At 75.1% G+C, this 21,773-nt stretch carries 19 protein-coding genes; 5 read left to right on the top strand and 14 right to left on the bottom strand.

The window, feature by feature from the left end; genetic code table 11:
- Nucleotides 1-11 precede the first annotated feature (11 nt).
- The gene (locus FB458_RS08935) at nucleotides 12-413 is read left to right on the top strand and encodes a hypothetical protein (protein ID WP_141848190.1); all 402 of its coding nucleotides are present in this window, start codon (nucleotides 12-14) and stop codon (nucleotides 411-413) included.
- Between the two features lie 23 nt (nucleotides 414-436).
- Complete coding sequence (locus FB458_RS08930) at nucleotides 437-1,720, top strand: Gfo/Idh/MocA family protein (RefSeq protein WP_141848189.1); 1,284 nt, start codon at nucleotides 437-439, stop codon at nucleotides 1,718-1,720.
- Between the two features lie 51 nt (nucleotides 1,721-1,771).
- Here the strand turns inward: FB458_RS08930 and FB458_RS08925 are convergent, their stop codons facing one another.
- The 4 genes from FB458_RS08925 to FB458_RS08910 form a co-directional block, all read right to left on the bottom strand.
- The gene (locus tag FB458_RS08925; RefSeq protein ID WP_141848188.1) at nucleotides 1,772-2,575 is read right to left on the bottom strand and encodes a deoxyribonuclease IV; all 804 of its coding nucleotides are present in this window, start codon (nucleotides 2,573-2,575) and stop codon (nucleotides 1,772-1,774) included.
- Between the two features lie 95 nt (nucleotides 2,576-2,670).
- Nucleotides 2,671-3,804 carry a tetratricopeptide repeat protein gene (locus tag FB458_RS08920; RefSeq protein ID WP_141848187.1) on the bottom strand — a complete coding sequence of 378 codons (1,134 nt, stop codon included), beginning with the start codon at nucleotides 3,802-3,804 and terminating at the stop codon, nucleotides 2,671-2,673.
- Nucleotides 3,801-5,120 carry an ATP-binding protein gene (locus FB458_RS08915; protein WP_141848186.1) on the bottom strand — a complete coding sequence of 440 codons (1,320 nt, stop codon included), beginning with the start codon at nucleotides 5,118-5,120 and terminating at the stop codon, nucleotides 3,801-3,803. Before FB458_RS08915 ends, FB458_RS08920 begins: the two co-directional genes overlap by 4 nt.
- Before the next feature lie 32 nt (nucleotides 5,121-5,152).
- On the bottom strand, nucleotides 5,153-6,184 hold the full coding sequence (locus FB458_RS08910; RefSeq protein ID WP_170185611.1) for a tetratricopeptide repeat protein: 1,032 nt from the start codon (nucleotides 6,182-6,184) through the stop codon (nucleotides 5,153-5,155).
- A 122-nt stretch (nucleotides 6,185-6,306) separates the two neighbouring features.
- On the opposite strand from FB458_RS08910, the gene FB458_RS08905 reads away from it, so the two are divergent.
- The gene (locus FB458_RS08905; protein ID WP_211355982.1) at nucleotides 6,307-8,247 is read left to right on the top strand and encodes an alpha-amylase family protein; all 1,941 of its coding nucleotides are present in this window, start codon (nucleotides 6,307-6,309) and stop codon (nucleotides 8,245-8,247) included.
- Nucleotides 8,248-8,260: 13 nt separating this feature from the next.
- Here the strand turns inward: FB458_RS08905 and FB458_RS08900 are convergent, their stop codons facing one another.
- The 4 genes from FB458_RS08900 to clpB all read right to left on the bottom strand — a co-directional run bounded on the left by FB458_RS08900 (nucleotide 8,261) and on the right by clpB (nucleotide 12,586).
- Nucleotides 8,261-8,710 carry an SRPBCC family protein gene (locus FB458_RS08900; RefSeq protein ID WP_141848183.1) on the bottom strand — a complete coding sequence of 150 codons (450 nt, stop codon included), beginning with the start codon at nucleotides 8,708-8,710 and terminating at the stop codon, nucleotides 8,261-8,263.
- A 37-nt stretch (nucleotides 8,711-8,747) separates the two neighbouring features.
- Nucleotides 8,748-9,197: a group I truncated hemoglobin gene (locus tag FB458_RS08895; RefSeq protein ID WP_141848182.1), complete on the bottom strand. Its 450-nt coding sequence runs from the start codon at nucleotides 9,195-9,197 to the stop codon at nucleotides 8,748-8,750.
- Between the two features lie 89 nt (nucleotides 9,198-9,286).
- The gene (locus FB458_RS08890; protein WP_141848181.1) at nucleotides 9,287-9,991 is read right to left on the bottom strand and encodes a hypothetical protein; all 705 of its coding nucleotides are present in this window, start codon (nucleotides 9,989-9,991) and stop codon (nucleotides 9,287-9,289) included.
- A gap of 18 nt (nucleotides 9,992-10,009) precedes the next feature.
- Entirely contained in the window at nucleotides 10,010-12,586 is a 2,577-nt protein-coding gene (gene clpB / locus FB458_RS08885; RefSeq protein ID WP_141848180.1) for an ATP-dependent chaperone ClpB, read from the bottom strand.
- A gap of 187 nt (nucleotides 12,587-12,773) precedes the next feature.
- Between clpB and gndA the strand changes: the two genes are divergently transcribed.
- The gene (gndA, locus tag FB458_RS08880) at nucleotides 12,774-14,222 is read left to right on the top strand and encodes an NADP-dependent phosphogluconate dehydrogenase (protein WP_281286088.1); all 1,449 of its coding nucleotides are present in this window, start codon (nucleotides 12,774-12,776) and stop codon (nucleotides 14,220-14,222) included.
- A gap of 89 nt (nucleotides 14,223-14,311) precedes the next feature.
- Here the strand turns inward: gndA and FB458_RS08875 are convergent, their stop codons facing one another.
- Nucleotides 14,312-15,646 (bottom strand): MFS transporter, encoded by a 1,335-nt coding sequence (locus tag FB458_RS08875; RefSeq protein ID WP_141848179.1) that lies wholly within the window; start codon nucleotides 15,644-15,646, stop codon nucleotides 14,312-14,314.
- Nucleotides 15,647-15,825: 179 nt separating this feature from the next.
- Here FB458_RS08875 and FB458_RS08870 point away from each other — a divergent pair, with 179 nt between their 5' ends.
- Nucleotides 15,826-16,728 (top strand): LysR substrate-binding domain-containing protein, encoded by a 903-nt coding sequence (locus FB458_RS08870; RefSeq protein WP_211355981.1) that lies wholly within the window; start codon nucleotides 15,826-15,828, stop codon nucleotides 16,726-16,728.
- A 51-nt stretch (nucleotides 16,729-16,779) separates the two neighbouring features.
- Here the strand turns inward: FB458_RS08870 and FB458_RS08865 are convergent, their stop codons facing one another.
- Genes FB458_RS08865 through FB458_RS08845 form a run of 5 tightly spaced genes read right to left on the bottom strand, consistent with a single transcriptional unit; the run spans nucleotide 16,780 to nucleotide 21,772 of the window.
- Entirely contained in the window at nucleotides 16,780-17,508 is a 729-nt protein-coding gene (locus tag FB458_RS08865; RefSeq protein WP_141848178.1) for a serine O-acetyltransferase, read from the bottom strand.
- 46 nt (nucleotides 17,509-17,554) lie between these two features.
- On the bottom strand, nucleotides 17,555-18,208 hold the full coding sequence (locus FB458_RS08860; RefSeq protein ID WP_141848177.1) for a uracil-DNA glycosylase: 654 nt from the start codon (nucleotides 18,206-18,208) through the stop codon (nucleotides 17,555-17,557).
- A gap of 18 nt (nucleotides 18,209-18,226) precedes the next feature.
- Nucleotides 18,227-19,423 carry a cellulase family glycosylhydrolase gene (locus tag FB458_RS08855; protein ID WP_141848176.1) on the bottom strand — a complete coding sequence of 399 codons (1,197 nt, stop codon included), beginning with the start codon at nucleotides 19,421-19,423 and terminating at the stop codon, nucleotides 18,227-18,229.
- Complete coding sequence (locus FB458_RS08850) at nucleotides 19,416-20,582, bottom strand: glycosyltransferase (protein ID WP_141848175.1); 1,167 nt, start codon at nucleotides 20,580-20,582, stop codon at nucleotides 19,416-19,418. The genes FB458_RS08855 and FB458_RS08850 overlap by 8 nt, the downstream gene beginning before the upstream one ends.
- Entirely contained in the window at nucleotides 20,579-21,772 is a 1,194-nt protein-coding gene (locus tag FB458_RS08845; RefSeq protein WP_246061527.1) for a glycosyltransferase family 4 protein, read from the bottom strand. The genes FB458_RS08850 and FB458_RS08845 overlap by 4 nt, the downstream gene beginning before the upstream one ends.
- Nucleotide 21,773: the final 1 nt, after the last annotated feature.

Here is a 21,773-nt window from a genome sequence, read left to right as displayed (position 1 = left end):
AGGGGAGCTCGATGACCACCACGACGGGCACCACGGACGTCGAGCGGGTGCGCCGGGTCTACGAGGACCGGCACGCCGCCCTGCTCGACCAGGTCCGACCCCTGACCGCCGACGACGCCGAGGCGGAGCGCTGCCTGCAGGCGGCCGTCCGTGACGCGCTCGGGCGACCGCGCGCCTTCGCGGTCGCCCCCGACCCGGAGGCCTGGCTGCGCGAGCGCGCCCAGCGCGCCGCCCGGACGGTGGACGGCCTGCCGGCGGCGGTCGGCTTCGACTCCCTCGTCGAGGCGGCGCGTCGGCGGGCGCGACGCCGTACGGCGTGGCAGCTCGCGGCGGCGGTGCTCGGGGCCGCCGCCGCGATCACCCTCTTTCTCGTGCTCGGGTCGCAGCTGGACCCCACCGGCGGGCTGCTGTGACCCGCCCGGTCTAGCGTGACCGGATGAGCACCTCCCCCGTCCGGATCGCCGTCGTCGGGGCCGGCGACCGGGGCAGCGCCTACGCCGCCTGGGCAGCCGACCACCCCGACCGGGCGCGGGTCGTCGCGGTCGCCGAACCGAACGCCGTACGGCGCGAGCGGCTCGCCGACGCGCACGAGGTGCCGGCCGGGCAGCGGTACGACGACTGGCGCGCGCTGCTCGAGGGCCCGCGGGTCGCCGACCTCGTCGTCGTCGCGACGCGCGACCGCGAGCACCGCGACCCCGCGGTCGCGCTCGCCGGGGCCGGCTACCACCTGCTGCTCGAGAAGCCGATGGCGCCGACCGAGGCCGAGTGCCGGGAGATCACCGCGGCCGCGCACGCCGCCGGGGTCCTGGTCGCCGTCTGCCACGTGCTGCTCTACACGCCGTACACGCAGGTCGTCCGCGACGTCGTCCGGTCGGGGCGGATCGGGCGGGTGATGAGCGTGCAGCACCTCGAACCGGTCGGGTGGTGGCACCAGGCGCACTCGTTCGTGCGCGGGCACTGGGCGCGCGAGGACGACGGCGCGTTCATGCTGCTCGCGAAGTCGTGCCACGACGTCGACTGGCTCCAGCACGTCGTCGGGGAGCCGGCGGTCGCGGTGTCGAGCTTCGGCTCGCTGCAGCACTTCACGGCCAAGGACCGGCCCGACCGGGCGTCGGACCGGTGCGTCACGTGCGACCTGCAGGACACCTGCCCGTACTCCGCGACCCGGCTCTACCGGGGGCTGCTCGCGCGGGGCGAGACCGGGTGGCCGGTCTCGACCGTCGTCGACGAGGTGACGCCTGCGGCGCTCGAGGAGGCGCTCGCGACCGGGCCGTGGGGACGGTGCGTCTACGACTGCGACAACGACGTCGTCGACCACCAGGTCGTCGCCCTCGAGTACGCCTCGGGGGCGACGGCGTCGTTCACGATGACGGCGTTCGCCGAGGCGGGCCACCGCGAGACGCGGATCTTCGGCACCCACGGCGAGGTGCGGTGCGACGGGGGGACGGTCGAGGTCGTCGAGTTCGGCGGGCTGCCCGGGGAGAGTCGGCGCGAGCGCATCGACGTCGGGTCGCTCGGCGACGCGACCGCCGGTGGTGGGCACGGCGGCGGCGACGGCGGGCTGATGGACGCGGTGGTCCACGCCGTGGCGACGGGTGACCGGTCGGGGGTCTGGTCCGGCATCGACGTCTCGCTCGAGACGCACCGCACGGTGTTCGCCGCCGAGCGGGCCCGCCGGCTCGGGACGGTCGAGCGGCTCGACCGTCTCGGCGTGCTCTGACCCGCGCTGCGTCCGAGAGGGTGGCGGCGGCGACCGCCGCGACCTCGGACGCTAGGACCCGACCTGCTCGCGCAGCCAGTCGATGTCGTCGGTCTGGCCCTGCACGCCGCCGGGCGTCTCGACGACGACGGGAGCGGACGCCTCGCGGACGACGTGGGCGAGGTCGGCGCCGTCGATGTGGCCCGAGCCGAGGTTGGTGTGCCGGTCGGCGCCGGAGTCGAACTCGTCGCGCGAGTCGTTGCAGTGCACGAGGTCGATGCGGCCGGTGATGCCGCGGACCTTGTCGACGACGGTCTCGAGCTCGTTGCCGCCGGCGTGTGCGTGGCAGGTGTCGAGGCAGAACCCGACGGTGTCCCCGCCCTCGGCCTGCCCGATGGCGTCCCACAGCCGCGCGATCGCCTCGAGCCGGCGGGCCATCGCGTTGTCGCCGCCCGCGGTGTTCTCGATGAGCAGCGGCACAGGCATCTCGAGGCCCTCGATGCACTTGCGCCAGTTGTCGAACCCCTTGGCCGCGTCCTCGTCGGTGCCCAGGTGGCCGCCGTGGACGACGACCCCCTTGGCGCCGATCTCGGCCGCCGCGAGCAGGTGCTGCTGGAGGAGCTTGCGGCCGGGGATGCGGATCCGGTTGTTGAGGCTGGCGACGTTGATGGGGTACGGCGCGTGGACGTACAGGTCGATTCCCGCCGCCTCCGCGGCCGCCTTGAGCGCGGCGGCACCCGCCTCGTAGCGGATCACCGGCCCCTTGTAGGACTGCGGGTCGCCGAGGAAGAACTGGCTGAGCGTCGCGCCGCGGGCCTGCGCCTCGGCGACCGGGTCGTCCTGCTCGACGTGTCCGCCGACGTGGAGGGTGGCCATGCGCCCACTCTAGGTCGGCGCACCGACGCCCCCTTCCCTCCCCGATGCGTCCGCAGCAAGGAGGCACCGGTGCCGCACAGGTGCGGACGCGGGGGTCAGCGCGAGCGGGCGGCCCACACCCAGCTGCAGACGGTGCCGAGGTGCACGGCGACGAAGGCCACGCCGACTCCGAGGGTGCCCACCTCGAGGGGGACCAGTCCCGAGACGACGAGCCCGGCCACCGAGACGGCGAGGCACCAGGCCCAGGCCGCCGCCCACCGCGAGACGACGGGCAGCTGGCGCAGCACCGCGCCCACCTGCCCCGGGACCGCCCGCCGCAGCCGGAGCCCCACGACGACCACCACGGCGACGACGACGAGCGCGCACAGCGAGCGCACCACCCACGGCCCGGTCGGGGCCGGCTGCGCCCCCTGCCCGAGCAGGGCCACCCAGACCGCCGCGAGGACGGTCCAGTGCGCCGGTCGCAGCCACCCGGCGAGGACGACGCCGAGGTTGTGCCGGGCGGCGCCGTTGCGCGGGTCGACCCGCAGCGCGTGGACGAACCCGGTGATCGCGGCGACGCCACGCCGGCGGCGCAGCTGGATCCGGGCCAGGTCGTTGAGGGCCGACGAGTTGCCCGGGTCGAGCTCGAGGGTGCGCCGCAGCGCCTGCTCGGCGACGGCGAGCCCCTGCGGGCTGGAGCCGCTCGTGGGGTGCGCCAGCTGCGCCATGAGCAGGTGCACCGCGGGCTCCTGGGGCGCCAGCTCGGCCGCCCGACGCCCGGCGGCCCACGCACGCTCGTGCGCCTCGGGCGAACCCACGGCCGCCAGCGCCCGGGCGTACTGCAGGTGCGTGAGGTAGGAGAACGGCTCGAGGCGCACCGCCCTGTCGGCCGCGTGCGCGGCGTCGTACGGGCTGCGGAGCCCGACCAGGGCGATCGACAGCAGCCGGTGCCCCCACTCGTCGTGCGGGTCGGCGGCGGCGGCGCGCCGGGCCAGGTCGGCGCCCAGCTCGTAGTCGCGCCGGGACCCCACCGGGTCCCCCGCGTCGTCGCGCACGTCCGCCCGCACGAGGTGCGCGTGCGCGGCGAGGCCGAGCAGCCGCGCCTGGTCGGGGGCGGCCGCGATGGCCGGTCCGAGCACGGCGAGCGCGTCGTCCGGGCGGCGCATTGCGATGAGGTGCCGGGCCCGACCCTCGGCGGCGGCCGTGGCCGCCGGACCCGGGCCGCCCGCGGAGCCGGGGTCGCTCACAGCCGGCGGTGCTGCTTCATCCAGGAGCGCAGCTCGTCGTACGTGCCGTCCTCGTTGGCGAACTGGACGACGTTGCGGGCGCTGTCGAACCACGCGCCCGTCGACGGGCGCACCTCGGCGAGGGCGGCGTCGAGGTCGCGCATCCCGATCATCCGGACCGTCCCGGTGCGGACCCCGTCGAGCAGCGCCTTCTCGCTCGCCGTCTCGCAGACGTGCGCGATGTCGGCGCCCGAGAAGCCGTCGGTGCGCTTGGCCAGCCCGCGCAGGTCGATGCCCTCGACCGGCCGGTGGGCGAGGTGGTGGCGGAAGATCGCCTCGCGCGCCTCCCTGTCCGGGGGCAGCACGAGCAGCATCCGGTCCAGGCGCCCCGGGCGGCGCAGCGCCGGGTCGACGTCCCACGGCTGGTTCGTCGCGCCGATGACGAAGACGCCCTCGTTCTGCCCGGAGACGCCGTCGAGCTCGGTGAGCAGCTGGTTGACGGTGGTGCGCATGCCGCTGTTGCGGGTGAGGCTGCGCTTCTGCCCGAGCGCGTCGATCTCGTCGAGGAACAGCACCACCGGCGCCTTCTCGCGCGCGAGGCGGAACAGGTCCGCGACGTTGCGCTCGCTCGTCCCGATGTACATGTCGAGGACGTCGGCCAGCCCGACGCTGATGAAGTGCGCCCCCATCTCGCCCGCGACCGCGCGCCCGATGAAGGTCTTGCCGCAGCCCGGCGGGCCGTAGAGCAGCATCCCGCCGCGCAGGCTCTTCCCGTAGAGCCGGCGCAGCTCCGGGTTGCGCATCGGCGCGAGGAACGCGGCGGTCAGCCGCTCCTTGACCTGCGTCATCCCGCCGACGTCGGCCAGCGTGACGGTGCTCCGCTCGACGTCGAAGGCGGCGACGTCGGTCTCCTCCTGCTCCCCGTCGGCGTGCGCGAGGAACATCGGCTCCGGTGCGACGTCGGCGACGTCGGACTCGGCCAGTCGCCAGTCGAAGGCCGAGCGGTCCGCGGAGACCGTCGGCGGCTCCTCGTGGGTGGTCGCCTCGGACGACTCCGTACGGGGCTCCGTACGCGGCTCGGTCGGCTCGGTCGGCTCGGTCGGCTCGGGGGCGGCGGGGGCGGCGGCGGGCAGCGGGCCGACGCCCATGGCGCGGGCCATGAGCACGCGGGCGGGTCCGTTCGCCGGGTCGTGCTGCAGGGCGACGGCGCAGTGGCCGACGGCCGCGTCCTGCTGCCCCTCGGCGAGGAGCAGCTCGGCGAGGTGCAGCCGCAGCGGGACGTCGCCCGGGGCGGCCTCGACGGCGCGGGTGAGCGACTCGACGAGGGGGCTGCCCATGGCGCACAGGTTAGGCCACCGCGGGCCCCTGATCACCCGGGTCGGCGGACCCGGCCCTCGATGAACGTGAGGAGCAGGCCCGCGAGCATCGGGAGCCCGAGCAGCACCGTCGGGGCCGGGCCCGGCGAGAGCAGGGCCGCCGCGGTCAGCGCGAGGACGTCGACCCCGACGAGGACGGTGGCGACGTCCGGGCCGATCCCGCCGTCGGTCCTCGGTCGCCCGGCGGCCAGCCCCGCGAGCAGGCCCGCGACCGACGCCGACCCGATGGCCAGGCCGACCCCCGTGCGCCCCGTCGCGAGCCCGGGGCTCGAGAGCCCGACGAGCGCGAGGAGGGCCAGCGCGTGGGCCAGCCCGACGAGACGGTGACCGGTCGACGGCCGCGCGGGCCCGGTGGGGAGAGGTGGACGGTGCCGGTCGGCGTCCGGCACCCGGGGTCGACGGGGCCGGCCGAGGGCCAGGTCGGGGACACCCATCCGGAACCGGCGCAGCGCCTGCACCCGGGCCAGCTCGGCGAGCACCTGGGGGTCGTGCGGGTGGTCGCGCAGGACCTCGCGGACGTGCTGCTCGGCCCGGCGCTGCGTCCGCCCGGAGGGCCGGCGGCGGCCGGTGGTGAGGGCCGTGGCCAGCTGCAGGTGGGCGGCGTCGAGACCGGGGGCGAGACCGAGGGCGCCCTCGGCCGCCTCGACCGCCGTCGCCCGCCGGCCCCGGGCGGTCTCGACCTGCGAGAGGGCCAGCAGCGAGAACGGGTCGTGCGGTGCGAGCGCGAGGGCGGCGCGGGCCGCCGCGTGCGCCTCGTCGAGGGCGCCCGTGCGCGTGAGCACGTGGGCGAGCAGGCGCCAGGCTCGCACGTCGTCGGGGCTGAGCCGCACCGCCTCCCGGCCGTGGGCGACGGCGTCCGCCCACTGACCGGTCGCGTCGAGCGCGAGGGCCGCCTGGACGAGCAGCTCGACGTGGCCCGGGTGGTCGAGCAGGGCGGGCCCGACGACGGCGAGGGCCTCGGCGTGGCGGCCCATGTCGTTGAGGGTGCCCGCGCGCTGCGCCTGCGCGTCGGCCTCCCGGGTCATGCCCCGAGCGTACGGAGCCGCGACCCCGCCGGGCACCGGTCGATCGGCTCGATCCTCCACCATGCGAGAACGTTTACACCCCGCCTCGCCCCGGGCGGCCGGTGTTGGGCAGGATGTCCCCCATGCCAGTGCCGGCCCCCGCCCCCCGCGCCCACGACGTCGTCCGCGAGGCTCTCGCGGGGCTCCCGGCGCATCGGCGGCGCACCTTCACCCTCCGCGTCGAGCGCTGGTGGCCCGACCTCGTCGAGCCGCTGCGCCGGTTGTACGGCGCCGAGCGGGCCGACGAGCTGGCGCTCGACCTCCTGCGGCGCGCCGCGACGGCGTACGGGCAGCGCGACGTCGAGCTGCACGAGCTCGACGAGCGCCGCCTGCTCGAGCCGGACTGGCTCCAGTCGCCGCGGATGTTCGGCTACGCGACGTACGCCGACCGCTTCGCCGGCACCCTCGCCGGGGTCGGCGAACGGCTGCCCTACCTGCGCGAGCTGGGCGTGACCTACCTGCACCTCATGCCGCTGCTGCTGCCGCGCGACGGCGACAACGACGGGGGGTACGCCGTCGCCGACTACACCCGGGTGCGCCCCGACCTCGGGACGATGGAGGACCTGCGTGATCTCGCGACGACGCTGCGCCACGAGGGGATGAGCCTCGTGCTCGACCTCGTCCTCAACCACGTCGCGCGCGAGCACCCGTGGGCGGCCGCGGCCCGGGCGGGCGACGCGGCCCACCGCGACTACTTCCACGTCTTCCCCGACCGGACGCTGCCGGACGCCTACGAGCGCACGCTGCCCGAGGTCTTCCCCGACTTCGCGCCGGGCAACTTCACCTGGGACGAGGACCTGCAGGGGTGGGTCTGGACGACGTTCAACGCCTGGCAGTGGGACGTCGACTGGGCCAACCCGGCGGTGCTCGCGGAGTACGCCGGGGTCGTCCTCGACCTGGCCAACACCGGGGTGGAGGTGCTGCGCCTCGACGCCATCGCCTTCATGTGGAAGCGGATGGGCACGACCTGCCAGAACGAGCCCGAGGTCCACGACATCACCCAGGTGCTGCGGACCGTGACCCGCCTGGCGTGCCCGGCCGTCGCGTTCAAGGCCGAGGCGATCGTCGCGCCGCGCGACCTGCTGGCCTACCTCGGCACGGGCACGCACGCCGGGAAGGTCAGCGACCTGGCGTACCACAACAGCCTCATGGTGCAGGTCTGGTCGATGCTCGCCACCGGCGACGTGCGGCTCACCGCGCACGCGATCGGGCAGCTGCCGCCGGCGCCGACGACGTCGACGTGGATCACCTACGCCCGGTGCCACGACGACATCGGGTGGGCGATCGACGACGCCGACGCGGCGGCCGTGGGGCTCGACGGGTGGGCGCACCGGCGGTTCCTGTCCGACTGGTACTCCGGCGCGTTCCCCGGGTCCCCGGCGCGGGGGCTGGTCTTCCAGGAGAACCCGGTGACCGGCGACCGGCGGATCAGCGGGACGGCGGCGACGCTCACCGGGCTGGAGACGGCCGGGCGCGACCGGGCCGCGGTCGAGGCGGCGGTGGCGCGGACCGTCCTCGCGCACACGGTGGTCGCGGGCTTCGGCGGCATCCCCGTCGTGTGGAGCGGCGACGAGCTGGCCATGGTCGACGACCCGGCCTGGGCCGACGAGCCGGGACACGAGGACGACAACCGGTGGGCGCACCGGCCGCGGCTGGACTGGGAGCGGGCGCAGGGGCGGCACGACCGCACGACGGCTGAAGGCCGGGTCTTCGAGGCGCTCGCGCACGTCGCGCGGGTGCGGGCGTCGCTGCCGCACCTGCACGCGTCCGTCGCCTCGCAGGTGCTGCCCGTCGACGACCCCGCCGTGCTCGCGCTGCTGCGCCGGCACCCGGTCGGGCCGATGCTCGCGCTCTACAACGTGCGCGGCGAGGCCGCCGGCTACGCGTCGTGGCGGGTGCGCGAGGCGGGTCTCGAGGACCCGGTCGACGCGCTCACCGGGGCGCGGCCGCAGTGGGTCGACGGAGCGGTCGTCGTCCCGCCGTGGGGCGCGCTGTGGCTGGTCGGGGCGGACGCGCTGGGGTGACGGGCGCTCGGGGTCAGCCGCGGGCGTCGGACTCGGCGGCGGCCTTGAGCTTGGGCAGCGTCTCGTGGATGCCCTGCCGGTTCTTGGCGGGGAACCCGGCGAGCTCGATGACCTTCGCGGCGAGCGCGTTGTAGCGGCTGTAGTCGAACGACTCCGTCACCCGCGTGCCCCCACCGACCGGCTCGAGCTCGTAGCGCCACCGGTGACCGGCGAAGTGCCGCCACGCGATCCGCCGGTCCTCGTCGAACTCCACGACGGTGTTCTTGATGGTGTACGGCGCCCCGATGCGCATCCTCACGCCGAAGGTCGCCCCCTTGCTCAGCCGCTCCGGCCCCTCGAGCAGGGCCTGCACCGTGCCGGACCCGTCGATCCGCGCGTGCTGGCGCGGGTCGGCGAGGATGGCGAACACCACCGACGGCGGGGCGTCGACGACGATCGACTCGGAGATCACGGTGCCGGTCATGGTCCGAACCTACCGACGCGACCGGCGCCGCGCGGGGTCAGCCCCGCTCCACGACCTCGTCGCGGTAGCGCTCGATGATGGCCATGAACTCGTCGTGCTCGACCTGGGGCACCCCGCAGAAGCCGAGGGTCGCCGAGATCTCGAGGGCGACGGCGTCGAACTGCTCGCCCGTGATGCGCAGGTGCTCGTGGGCCGCGGTCATGTCGCGGCCGGGGTAGCAGGCCGGACCGCCCGCGGCCTGCACCGACCAGGCGGTGACGAGGAACTTGTAGCCCGGCGCGTTGGCCGGGTCGCCGTGGTGGGCGTGCACCGCGTCGTTGGCGTTGACCGACACGTTGGAGAAGAGCCGGTCGACGAGGATGTCGACGGCACCGGCGATGGCGTAGACCCCGCCGAGCCGCTCGTAGAGGCTGGCCCCCTCCGCTCCCCCGGTGGCCTCGGCCACGGCCTGCGCCGTCACGGCGGTCTCGTGCACGGTCGTCGTCATCGCTCATCCTCCCGTCGTCGCCCGGCGCCGTTGCCGGACGGGACAAGGGTGCGACCACCTTTGACGCGAGTCAATAGCGCGCGAGCAAGTCACAGCCGCACGGGTGCCGCAACGCCGAGCCGGCTCAGTCCGTCCTCGAGGACCTGGGCGGTCGCCCGGGCGAGCGCGGCATCGGTGGGCGCCGGATCCGCGCCCAGCCCGTCGAGCCAGGTCCGCGCCGCGGCGGCGAGGTCGGCGACCCGGCGCAGCAGCGCAGGGGCGTCGGGGACACGTCGTACGGCGTCGGGGTGGTCGGCGAGCCGGGCGAGCAGGGCCAGCCGGACGTCGTCGAGCTCCGCCGGGGTCCCCGGATTCGACACGGCCGCAGCGGTGTCGGCGACGCGGAGCGCGCGCGACCGCGCCCACGCGGCGAGGAAGACCGGCTCCTCCGGCCGGCGCACGAGCGACAGCGGCACCTGCCCCGGCGGGACCCGCGAGCCGCCGTACGACGGATCCCCGAGCACCTGCGCGACGACCGTCCAGGCCAGCGGCGCGACCGGCACGACGTCGACGACCCGGTCGCCGAGGACGGCGACCGAGGCCACGTCGGGGTCGCGGCCGAGCGCGGCGGCGAGCAGCCCGGCCAGCCGCTCGACCGGCAGCCCGGCGGCGCCGGCCCACCGCGCCGGCGCCGGGCTGCGCCACCCCGGCCCCTCCGGGGACGGCACGAGGCCGGGGTCCCCCGGCTCGGGGACCCCGGCCTCGAGGCCGGCGCGCCGCAGGGCGGCGTCGAGCGCGGAGCGGACCCGGGTCACGCCCCGATCATGCCGCGCTCAGGCCGTCCGCAGCACGAGCGCGTCCTGCGACAGGTCGTCGCCCCGGTCGACGACGACGGTGCTGCCGTCGCGCGCCTCGCCGGCGAGGATCGCGCGGGCCAGCCGGTCGCCGATCTCCTTCTGCACGAGGCGGCGCAGCGGTCGGGCGCCGTACGACGGGTCGTAGCCTGTGAGGGCGAGCCACTCGCGCGCGGCGGGGGTGACGTCGAGGGTGATCCGCCGGTCGCGCAGCCGCGCGGACAGCGCCTGCACCTGCAGGTCGACGATGTGCGCGAGGTCCTCGGTCGACAGGGCGTCGAAGACGACGACCTCGTCGAGCCGGTTGAGGAACTCGGGCTTGAACGCCGCCCGCACGACGCCCATGACGGCCTCGTGCTTGGCCTCCGTCGGCAGCGTCGGGTCGACCAGGAACTGGCTTCCCAGGTTGCTGGTCATGACGAGGATGACGTTGCGGAAGTCGACGGTGCGGCCCTGGCCGTCGGTGAGCCGGCCGTCGTCGAGCACCTGCAGAAGGATGTCGAAGGTCTCCGGGTGCGCCTTCTCGACCTCGTCGAGCAGGACGACGGAGTACGGCCGGCGGCGGACGGCCTCGGTGAGCTGGCCGCCCTCCTCGTAGCCGACGTAGCCGGGGGGTGCGCCGATGAGCCGCGCCACCGCGTGCCGCTCGGAGTACTCCGACATGTCGATCCGGACCATGGCCCGCTCGTCGTCGAAGAGGAAGTCGGCGAGCGACTTGGCCAGCTCGGTCTTGCCGACGCCGGTGGGGCCGAGGAAGAGGAACGACCCGGTGGGGCGGTCGGGGTCGGCGATGCCGCCGCGAGAGCGCCGTACGGCGTCGCTCACCGCGCGGACGGCGGCGGTCTGGCCGATGAGCCGAGCGCCGAGGTGCTGCTCCATGTGCAGCAGCTTCTCGGTCTCGCCCTCGAGCAGGCGGCCGGCGGGGATGCCGGTCCAGCTCGAGATGACGTCGGCGATGTCGTCGGCGCCGACCTCGTCCTTGACCATGACGTCGGCCGAGCGGGCGGCCTCGTCGCGGGTGGCCTCCTCGACCTCGCGCTCGAGGGCGGGCAGGTCGCCGTACAGGATCTTGCTCGCGCCGGCGAAGTCGTTCTCGCGCTGGAGCCGGTCGGCCTGCACCCGCAGGTCGTCGAGGCGCGCCTTGAGGTCGCCGACCCGGTTGAGCCCGGCCTTCTCGGCCTCCCACCGCGCGGTGAGCGCGGCGAGCTGCTCGCTGCGGTCGGCGAGGTCCTTGCGCAGCCGCTCGAGCCGCTCGCGCGAGGCGTCGTCGGTCTCGTGCTCGAGGTGCAGCTCCTCCATCTTCAGCCGGTCGACGGCGCGGCGCAGCTCGTCGACCTCGACGGGCGAGGAGTCGATCTCCATCCGCAGCCGCGAGGCGGCCTCGTCGACGAGGTCGATGGCCTTGTCGGGCAGCTGGCGGCCGGTGATGTAGCGGTCGGAGAGCGACGCGGCGGCGACGAGCGCGGAGTCGGCGATCGTCACCTTGTGGTGCGCCTCGTAGCGCTCCTTGAGGCCGCGCAGGATGGCGATGGTGTCCTCGACGCTCGGCTCGCCGACGAGGACCTGCTGGAAGCGGCGCTCGAGCGCGGCGTCCTTCTCGATGTGCTGGCGGTACTCGTCGAGCGTCGTCGCGCCGACGAGCCGCAGCTCGCCGCGGGCCAGCAGCGGCTTGAGCATGTTGCCGGCGTCCATCGCGCCCTCGCCGGTCGCGCCGGCGCCGACGACGGTGTGCAGCTCGTCGATGAAGGTGACGACCTGGCCGTCGGAGCTCTTGATGTCCTCGAGCACGGCCTTGAGCCGCTCCTCGAACTCGCCGCGGTACTTCGCGCCGGCGACCATCGCGCCGAGGTCGAGCGAGATGAGGCGCTTGCCGCGCAGGCTCTCGGGCACGTCGCCGTCGACGATGCGCTGGGCGAGGCCCTCGACGACGGCGGTCTTGCCGACGCCGGGCTCGCCGATGAGGACGGGGTTGTTCTTCGTGCGCCGGCTGAGGACCTGGACGACGCGGCGGATCTCGGCGTCGCGGCCGATGACCGGGTCGAGCTTGCCCTCGCGCGCGGCGGCGGTGAGGTCGGTGCCGTACTTCTCCAGCGCCTGGTACGACGCCTCGGGCGTCTCGGAGTCGACCCGGCGGCCGCCGCGCAGCTGCGGGACCGCCGTCTCGATGGCGGCCGCGTCGAGGCCGAAGTCGCCCGTGCGGGCGAGGGCGAGCAGCAGGTGGTCGGTGGAGACGAAGGAGTCACCCATCGACGCCATGAGCGAGCGCGCGTTCTCGAGGACGGCGAGCGCCCCGCGCGAGAAGGCGGGGGTGGACACGGTGGCGCCGCTGACCGACGGCAGCGTCGACAGCGCCTTGTCCGCGGCGGTGACGGTGTCCGCGACGCTGGTGCCCGCGGCCTGGAGCAGCGCCGGGGTCGTCGTGTCCGTCTGCGCGGCGAGCGCGCGCAGCAGGTGGGCGGGCTCGGTGTGCGGGTGGCCGCCGGCGGCCGCGTCGCGCACGGCGGCGGACACGGCCTCCTGGGCCTTGGTGGTGAGCTGGAGCTCGGTACCGGCCATCGGTGTCAGGGCGTCCTTCGGTCAGGGGATGGAGCAGGGTTGAGTTCACCTCGCTCAACCTGTGATGGGTTGAGTGTATTCCGCTCAACCTTGTGCCGCCAACAGTCGAGGCAGCGTCGTGGCGGACCCGTGACAGGGAGCGGACGCGGTGGTGGTGGAGCGTGGTGCGCGCGGGTAGACAACGAGGGTGAGCACCTCTTCCCCCGAGGCCCGCGCCGACATCGGCGTCACCGGCCTGGCCGTCATGGGCCGCAACCTGGCCCGCAACTTCGCCCGGAAGGGCCACACGGTGGCCCTGCACAACCGCACCCAGTCGCGCGTCGACGACCTCGTCAAGGAGTTCGGCGACGAGGGCGACTTCGTCCCCAGCACCTCGCTCGAGGAGTTCGTCGGGTCGCTGAAGACCCCGCGGACGATCGTCATCATGGTCAAGGCCGGCGCCGGCACCGACGCCGTCATCGACGAGCTGACCCCGCTGCTCGACGAGGGCGACATCCTCGTCGACGGCGGCAACGCCCACTTCGAGGACACCCGTCGCCGCGAGAAGGACCTGCGCGAGAAGGGTCTCAACTTCGTCGGCGCCGGGATCTCCGGCGGCGAGGTCGGCGCCCTCGAAGGTCCGTCGATCATGCCCGGCGGGTCCGACGAGGCCTACCGCACGCTCGGCCCGATCCTCGAGTCCGCGGCCGCCCACGTCGACGGGGAGCCGTGCTGCGCGCACCTCGGCCCGGACGGCGCCGGCCACTTCGTCAAGATGGTCCACAACGGCATCGAGTACGCCGACATGCAGGCCATCGCCGAGGTGTACGACGTCCTCTCGGCCGCCGGCTTCACCGCCCAGGAGGCCTCGGACGTCTTCCGCCGCTGGAACGAGGGCGACCTCGAGTCCTTCCTCGTGGAGATCACCGCCGACGTCCTCGCCCAGGTGGACGCGGGGACGGGCAGGCCCCTGGTCGAGCTCATCCGCGACGAGGCCGAGCAGAAGGGCACCGGCCGCTGGACGGTGCAGATCGCCCTCGACCTCGGCGTGCCCGCGCCCGTCATCGGCGACGCCGTCTTCGCCCGCTCGCTCTCGGGCGACCAGGAGCTGCGGGGCGCCACCGGCGGCGTCCTCGTCGGCCCGGACCGCGCGATGGGCGACGTCGACCGCGACGCGCTCGTCGACGACCTCGGCGCCGCCCTGTGGTGCGCGAAGGTCATGGCCTACGCGCAGGGTCTGGCGATGATCCGCAAGGCCAGCGCCGAGTACGACTGGGACGTCGACGTCGCCACGGTCGCGCGGATCTGGCGCGACGGCTGCATCATCCGCGCGCGCCTGCTCAAGCAGATCAGCGACGAGTACGCCGGACAGAACCTCCCGACGCTGCTCGTCGCGCCGAGCATCAAGGACGGGCTCGGCGAGCGCCAGGAGGCGTGGCGCCGCGTCGTCGCGACCGCGGTCACCGCCGGGGTGCCGGTGCCCGGCCTGTCGGGCTCGCTCGCGTCGTACGACACCGCGCGCGCGACCCGGCTGCCCGCAGCGCTCGTCCAGGGCCTGCGCGACGACTTCGGCGCGCACACCTACCGACGCACCGACAAGGAGGGCAGCTTCCACACGCTGTGGTCCGGCGACCGCTCCGAGGTCTCGGCCGACTGACGCCGTACGGCGACCCACCCGAATCGGATTCGGTGTGGTCGGCTCGGGTCACGACCCGAGCCGAGCGCGCCGAATCCGATTCGGGTGGGTCAGCGGTGGGTGATGCGGACCGACGGCATCGTCACGGCGAGCCGCAGGTGCTCGCGGTGCGAGATCCACACGGCCAGGCTCGCCGCGGCGATCCCCGAGACGACCCCGGCCACGAGCATCGCCAGCTGCGGACCGCCGTGGTCGCACAGCGCGCCGACGAGCGGGCCACCGGCGGCGCCGCCGCCGAAGAAGACGAGCAGGTAGACCGACAGCACCCGGCCGCGCAGCGCCGGCGGCGTCGTCAGCTGGATCATCGCCTGGGCGGTCGTGATGAAGTTGATCGAGCACGCGCCGAGGACGACGAGCAGCGGCACGAACGTCCACACCGACGGCGCGAGCGCGCACAGCAGCTCGGCCACCGCGAGCAGCGCCGCGTTGCGCACGAGCGCGCGCAGCCGCGGCGTCGCCGGCTGCCGCGCCGAGACGACCGCGCCGGCGATGGCGCCGAGCGCGAGCGCCGACGACAGCAGCCCGTAGCCCGCCGAGCCCGAGTGGAAGACGTCCTTGGCGAACGCCGACAGGCTCACCGGCAGCGAGAGCGTGAACATCCCGAGGACCCCGGCCAGCAGGATCGGCCACCGCACCGTCGGGGCGTGCCGCGCGTAGTCCACCGCCGGTCGCAGCTCGCGGTCGCCGCCCGAGCGGGCGGCCGCCGGCCGCGCCGGGATGCGCACGAGCAGCGCCAGCGCGACGACGTACGACGCCCCGTTGAGCGCGAACGCCCACCCGCTCCCGACGCCGCTGAGCAGCACCCCCGCGATGGCCGGCCCGAGCAGCGCACCGGTCTGGAAGGTCGAGGAGACCATCGAGACGGCCGAGCGCAGCTGGCCGGCGGGCGCCAGCTCCGAGACGAAGGACTGCCGGGTCGGGTTGTCGACGGCGATGGTCATGCCGAGCAGCAGCGCGACGACGTCGACGTGCCAGACCTGGACGGCGCCGGTGAGGACGAGGACGGCGAGCACGCCGGCCAGCAGCCCCATGAGCGTCATCGTCACGGAGAGGACGCGACGCTTGGGGAAGCGGTCGGCGATGACCCCGCCGCCGAGGCCGAGCACGAGGCTGGGCACGAACTGGCACATCGTCGTGATGCCGACCGCGGTCGGCGAGCCGGTGAGCGACAGGACGAGCCAGTCCTGCGCGATGCGCTGCACCCAGCCGCCCGTCGAGGTGACGAGCACCCCGGCGACGTAGTAGCGGAAGTGCGCGGTGGCCAGGGCGGAGAACGCCGTACGGAGTCCTGCCGGTGGGGGGTCGGCGAGGCGGCGCTCGAGCCGCTCGAGCTGGTCGGGGTCGGTGCTGGCGGGGCGGACGGAGGCCTCGGTGGGCGGGGTCACGGTCGGGTCCTGGGGTCGCGTGCGGGTCGACTGGAGTCGCGTCGGGTGGGTGTCGTCGGGGGGACGGCAAGCCTGTCCATTCTGTCCGTTCCTGGGTCATGCCGAAACCCGCTGGCGCGGGTAACGCCCATTCGCTGCCGTGATGACCCTCGGCGAGCCGCGGGACTAGCGTGGGGCGGGTGACGACGACGCCGACGGCACCCGCACGACGCACCCTCGACTCGGACCAGCTGCGCACCTTCCTCACCGTCGCGCAGGCGCTGTCCTTCACCCGCGCCGCCGAGCTGCTCGGCGTCGGGCAGTCGACGGTGAGCCAGCACGTGCGCAAGCTCGAGACCAGCGTGGGTCGCACGCTGCTCACCCGCGACACGCACACCGTGCGGCTCACCCCGGACGGCGAGGCGATGGCCGGCTTCGCCCGCGACATCCTCGCCGCCCAGGAGCAGGCGGTCGGCTACTTCACCGGCGACGCGCTGCGCGGCCGGCTGCGCTTCGGCGTCACCGACGACCTCGCGCTCACCCCGCTGCCGCGGATCCTGCGCCAGTTCCGCCAGCTCTACCCGCGGATCGACCTCGAGCTGACCGTCGGGCAGAACGAGACCCTGCAGCGCCGGCTCGCCGCCGGCCACCTCGACGTCGCCTACGTCAAGCGCAGTCTCGACGAGCCCGAGCTGCCGGGCAGCACCCTCGTGCGCCGGGTCCCGCTCGTCTGGGGAGCCGCCGAGGGGACCGTGCTGCAGCCCGACCAGCCGGTCCCGCTCGTCGTCTACCAGGCCCCGAGCCTCAGCCGGTCGCTCGCCGTCCGCGCCATGGAGCAGGCCGGCCGAGACGTGCGGATCACCTGCACCGTCAAGGGCGTCAACGGGGTGATCGCCGCCGTCCGCGCCGGGCTGGGGATCGCGGTCTTCTCGCGCACCCTCATGCCCGAGGACCTCGTCGAGCTGCCGACCGGGCTGCCCGAGCTGCCGCAGATCGACCTCGTCCTGCTCACCGGGCCACGGGCGTCGGCCCAGTCGGCCTCGGCCCTCGTCACGGCCATCCTCGGCAGCGGCGAGCCCCGCCCGCCCCGCGGGCTGGGCTGAGCGGCCGAGCCGGCGGGCCGGCTGGCCGGCGGGCCGGCTGGCCGGCGGAGATCAGCCCGCGATCGCCGCCGCGCGCGCCGCGTCCTCGTGCATGCCGCGGTAGAGCACGTTGGCGAAGCTGCCGTCCCGGGACAGCTCGCGAGCCGGCACCCCGACGACGACGCCCCGGGGCGCGACGTCGCGGGTGACGACGGCGTTGGCGCCGACCATCGCGTCGTCGCCCAGCTCGACCGGGCCGGTGACGACGCTGTTGACGCCGAGCCAGACCCGGTCGCCGAGGGTCGGGCAGGTGCGCCGCGAGCCCTTGCCGCCGGTGCCCTGGCCCACGGTGACGTTGTGGCTGCAGGTGAGGTAGTCGCCGGCGCTGATCTGGCCGAGGACGACGCCCTGCGCGTGGTTGACGAACAGGCCGGGGCCGATGTGCGCGCGGGCCGAGATCTCGACGCCGGTGCGCGGCTGCAGCGCGTGCTGGAGGGCCAGCGCGGCCGTGCGCAGGACCAGGCCGAGCGCCTCGGGCAGGCGGGCGGTGGTGGCGGCGTGCGCGAGGCGGTAGGCGAGGACGCCGTACAGGCCGGGGTAGAACGACCAGGCGCGCAGCCGCGCCATCCGCGAACCCGGCCCGCTGCCGGTGTCGGTCTCGGCCATGAAGACGTAGCGGTCGATGTCCGCGGCCATCGCGGCGCGCACGCCGCCGGGGGCCACGCACGGGCAGCCGGGCGACGGCTCCTGGTCGCTGTCGGGGATCGAGAGGTCCTCGAGCGGGGTGGGGTAGGTGCTCATCCTCGGGTCTCCTTCGGGAGGGGCCGGGGACGGGCGGGTCCCCGGGTCAGTACAGGGTCAGGTCGCGGGCCAGGCGCAGGTCGCGCACCAGCTCCGCGTAGTCCTTCTCGCGCTGGCGCGAGCGGTGCACCGAGGTAGGGCGTACCGTGACCACCGTGGTCGGGGCGGGGTCGAGCCCCCACGAGGGCGGCAGCTCCACCTGGGCGCCGCGCTGGCGCCGCGCCGGGAAGCCCTTGCCGAGCACGGCCTGTGCGGGGACGCGCCCGAGCAGGACGACGACCTTCGGCCGGACCAGCTGCAGCTCGCGCTCCAGCCACGGCCGGCACGCGGCGGCCTGGGCCCGCGACGGCTTCTCGTGCCGCTGCTCCGGGTCGTCGTCGACGAACCGGCTGTGCTTGACGACGTTGGTGAACCAGACCCCGTCGGGGTCGAGCCCCGCATCGGCGAGGGCCCGACGCAGGAGCATCCCCGCCCGACCGGTGAACGGCCGGCCGAGCCGGTTCTCCGTGCGCAGCGGCTGCTCCCCGACGACCATCGCCCGCGCCGGCACCGGGCCCCGGCCGGGCACCACCGTGCTCGCGTGCTCCCACAGGGAGCAGGCCCGGCAGGTCGCGAGGGCGTCGCGCACCTGCGCCGGGCCCCCACCGTCGGGGACCGGCGCGGTCGGCTCCGTCGTGCTGCTGAGTCTGCTCTCGTCCATACGTCACTCCCCCGAGCCTCACGACCGGTCCACCTCCTCCGGCTGTTCGACGGGGGGACCGGCCGCCAGGGATTCGGCGCCGGCCGCCTTGAGGATCGGCAGGAGGGGGTCCGATCCTGACACCTTCACCGCGAGCGGGTCGTCGGAGTCCTGCAGCTGCCAGATGAGGTAGCCCGACGCGCCGTCGCGGAAGGCCGCGTCGAGCTTGGCGCCGAGCAGCCGGGCGCGGCGCGCACGGCCCGCCTCGTCGGTGGCGGCGATCCCCGACTCGCCGACGACGATCGGCTTGCCGAGCATGCGGCTGATGGCGAAGGAACAGGCGACGGGGGCGTCGGTCCGGGCGCAGGTGCCGGTCGTCGGGTCGGGCAGCAGCCCGTCGACCGCACCGGGCATGGCCTCGGTGTCCGAGCCGTAGGCGTTCCAGTCGTGGACCTCGGTGAAGTCCAGACCGCCCTGGCGGTAGACGTCGTAGAAGTCCGACCCGCTGGCGCCGGGCGCACCGTTGGACTGCGAGCCGAGGGTGACCAGGTGGTTCGGGTCGGCCTCGTGGACGACCTGGGCCATGTCGCCGGCGAAGGACACCAGCGAGCTGCGGCCCTGCGCGTCGCGCTCGGTCGTCTCGGCCTCGTTGACGAGCATCCAGCCGAGGATCGCCGGCTCGTCCTTGTAGTGCTGCGCCATGACCCGCGCGTAGTCGCGGTAGGACAGCCGCGCCGACCCCAGCGGGGAGCGGTAGCCCGAGGAGTACCAGTGCCCCTCGTCGACCTGCGACAGCGCGACGCGCGTGGAGCGGGTCGAGCAGTCGCCCGGGCCGTCCTCGAGCACCGGCAGGACGCGCAGCCCGGCCGCCTTGGCCGCGGCGATGAACCGGTCGACTCCGGAGAAGTCCCGGCCGCCGTCGGTGTAGGTCTGGTAGGCCCAGAAGCGGACGACGGTCGCGCCCGCCTTCTCCTTCGCGTCGCGCAGCGTCGTGGCGAGCGACTCGTCGTCGAGCCGGTACTGCGGCGCGCACGAGTAGACGTCCGACGCGGCGGCGTCGTACAGGTTGAAGCCGACGAAGCGGTACGGCTCGCCGCCGACCGTCAGCTGCGCGCCGGAGCGGCGCACGAAGTCGTCCGCGCCGCCGCCGCCGCACGCCCCCAGCAGACCGGCGACGAGACCCGCGAGGACGAGCGCCGCGAGCAGCGCGGGACGCCGGCGGGCCCGGTCACCCACGTCGTCGCAGCAGGGTCGCGTACAGGTCGTCGAGCCGCTGCGCCGCGCCGTCGGCGCCGTACCGCTCCACGAGCGCCGCCGGGGCACCGGGGCGACGGGGCCGGGTCAGCAGCCGCCGTACGGCGTCCCGCACGGACTCCTCGTCGGCGCGCGCCCCCTGCGGAGCGGGCAGGTGCTCGACCGAGTCGGGCAGGTCGGTGAGCTCGTCGAGGGCGGGGGCCTCGACGTAGGCCACCGGCAGGCCGTTGCCGACCGCCTCGACGACGGCCATGCCGAAGGTCTCGTCGGCCGAGGTGCTGACGAGCACGTCGGCGGCGCTGAGCACCGCCGCCATGTCGCCGCGGGCCCCGAGCCAGCGCACGTGCCGGTCGATGCCGAGGTCGTCGGCCAGCCGGCGCAGCTCGGCGGCGCGCGAGCCGGTGCCGGCGACGACGAGGACGAGGCCGTCGCGCAGCATCGGCGCGAGGGCGCGCAGGACGACGTCCACCCGCTTGACCGGGTCGAGCCGGCCCACGACCGCGATGACCCGGTCGGTGCGTCCGAGGCCGAGCTCGGCACGGACCCGGTGCCGGGCGACGTCGTCGAACGCGAGCGCGTCGAAGTCGATCCCGTTGTCGGACACGACGATCCGCTCCGCCGGGACACCCCAGCGCCGCAGCCGGTCGGCGGTCGTGGCCGACACGGCGACGGTCGTCGTCGTCGCCCGCTCGAGCAGGCGGTAGAGCCTACGCAGCCACCACGTGTGCGGGCGGCCCTCGATGGTGTCGTCCATGAGGGAGTGCTCGCTGGAGACGACGACGGGCACGCGGGCGAGCCGGGCGGCAGGGATCCCCCACAGCTGGGCCGAGAGCAGGTGCACGTGGACGACGTCCGGGCGCAGCCGGCGCAGCAGCAGCGCGAGCCGCAGCGGCGCGACGAGCTTGCGCCAGCCGTCCATCCCCAGCACGCGGACCCGGTGACCGGCCGCGACCATGCTGTCGGCGACCGGGCCGCCCTCGTAGAGCGCGACGGTCAGCGACGTGGCGCTCGAGCGGCCGACGAGGAGCTCGAGCTGGCGCTCGGCGCCGCCGGTCGTCAGCGAGGTGATGACGTGCACGACCCGGACGTCCGCCAGCCCGTCCCGGGCCGGCGGCGACGGGACGACGGGCAGGGCGCTCACCGTGCCGCCGGCGGCACGGTGACGCCGCGGCGGGACAGGACGCGCCGGTAGACCTCGGTGACGCCGGCCGCCGTGGTCTCCCACGTCGGCAGCTCGACCTCGACCCGGCGGTGCGGGCCGCCGTGGGCGGCGGTGTCGCGCAGCGCCCGCACGAGCGCGTCGGCGACGACCTCGTCGCCCGCGTCGACCGGCAGACCGCGCACGAGGCCGTCCTCGACGAGGTCGCCCGTGCCGGCGACGTCGAGACCGACGACGGGCAGGCCGAGCGTGACGGCCTCCATGATGGCGACGGGGTGGGCCTCGTACGTCGACAGCGCGGCCATCACCGACGCCTCGCCGAGGCGGCGGGCCATGCCCTCGCGGTCGGCCGGCGGCAGGCTGGTGATCTCGACGGCGTCCTGCACCCCGAGGTCGCGGGCGAGGGCCCGCAGGGTCGGCTCGTAGTCGCCGCTGCCGAGGATGGTCAGCGTCGCGCCCGGGACCTGCTGCTGCACCAGCGGCAGGGCCGAGATGGCGCGGTGGTGGCCCTTGTAGAGCTCGAGCCGGCCGCTGGAGACGATGCGCCCGGGCATCGGCAGCACGTCGGTCTCCGGCGGCGGCAGCGCCCCGCCGTTGCCCACGACGGTGAAGCGGTCCTGGGAGATGCCGAGCGCCTCGGCGAAGTGGCGGCGCTCGAAGCGGGAGACGGCGATGAGGTGGTCGGCGGAGCGCAGCAGCGGGCCGAGGGCCTTCCACTGCAGCCCGCGGATGCCGGTCCGCGAGGGCGAGGAGTGCCCACCGCTGTGGAACGTGAGGACGTACGGCGTCCTGGACGCGCGGGCCGCGGCCATCGCCACCGGCGGCACGAAGGTGTGCACGCCCTGGACGTGGACGAGGTCCCAGCCGCCGCGGGCGACGACGTCGGCGACGCCGGGTGAGAGGTAGTAGTCGCGCTCGCGCGGCCACGACCGGCGGCGCAGGACGTCGTACCCCCCGGGGACGTGCTCGCGCGGGGCGAGCCGGCCGGAGCGGTCGGTCGCGAGGACGGTGACGTCGAACTCGCCGGCGGCGGTCAGCCGCGAGGCGACCTCGGCGACGTGCGTCTCGGTGCCGCCCATCTCGGGGAAGAACCGCTGGACGACGTGCAGGACGCGCGGGCGGCGGCCCGAGGAGGTGTCGGTGGTGGCGTGCAGGGGCGTGGAGGTCGTCATG

The organism is Lapillicoccus jejuensis, assembly GCF_006715055.1.
Lineage (GTDB): Bacteria > Actinomycetota > Actinomycetes > Actinomycetales > Dermatophilaceae > Lapillicoccus > Lapillicoccus jejuensis.
This window is presented reverse-complemented; position numbering and strand designations above follow the sequence as displayed.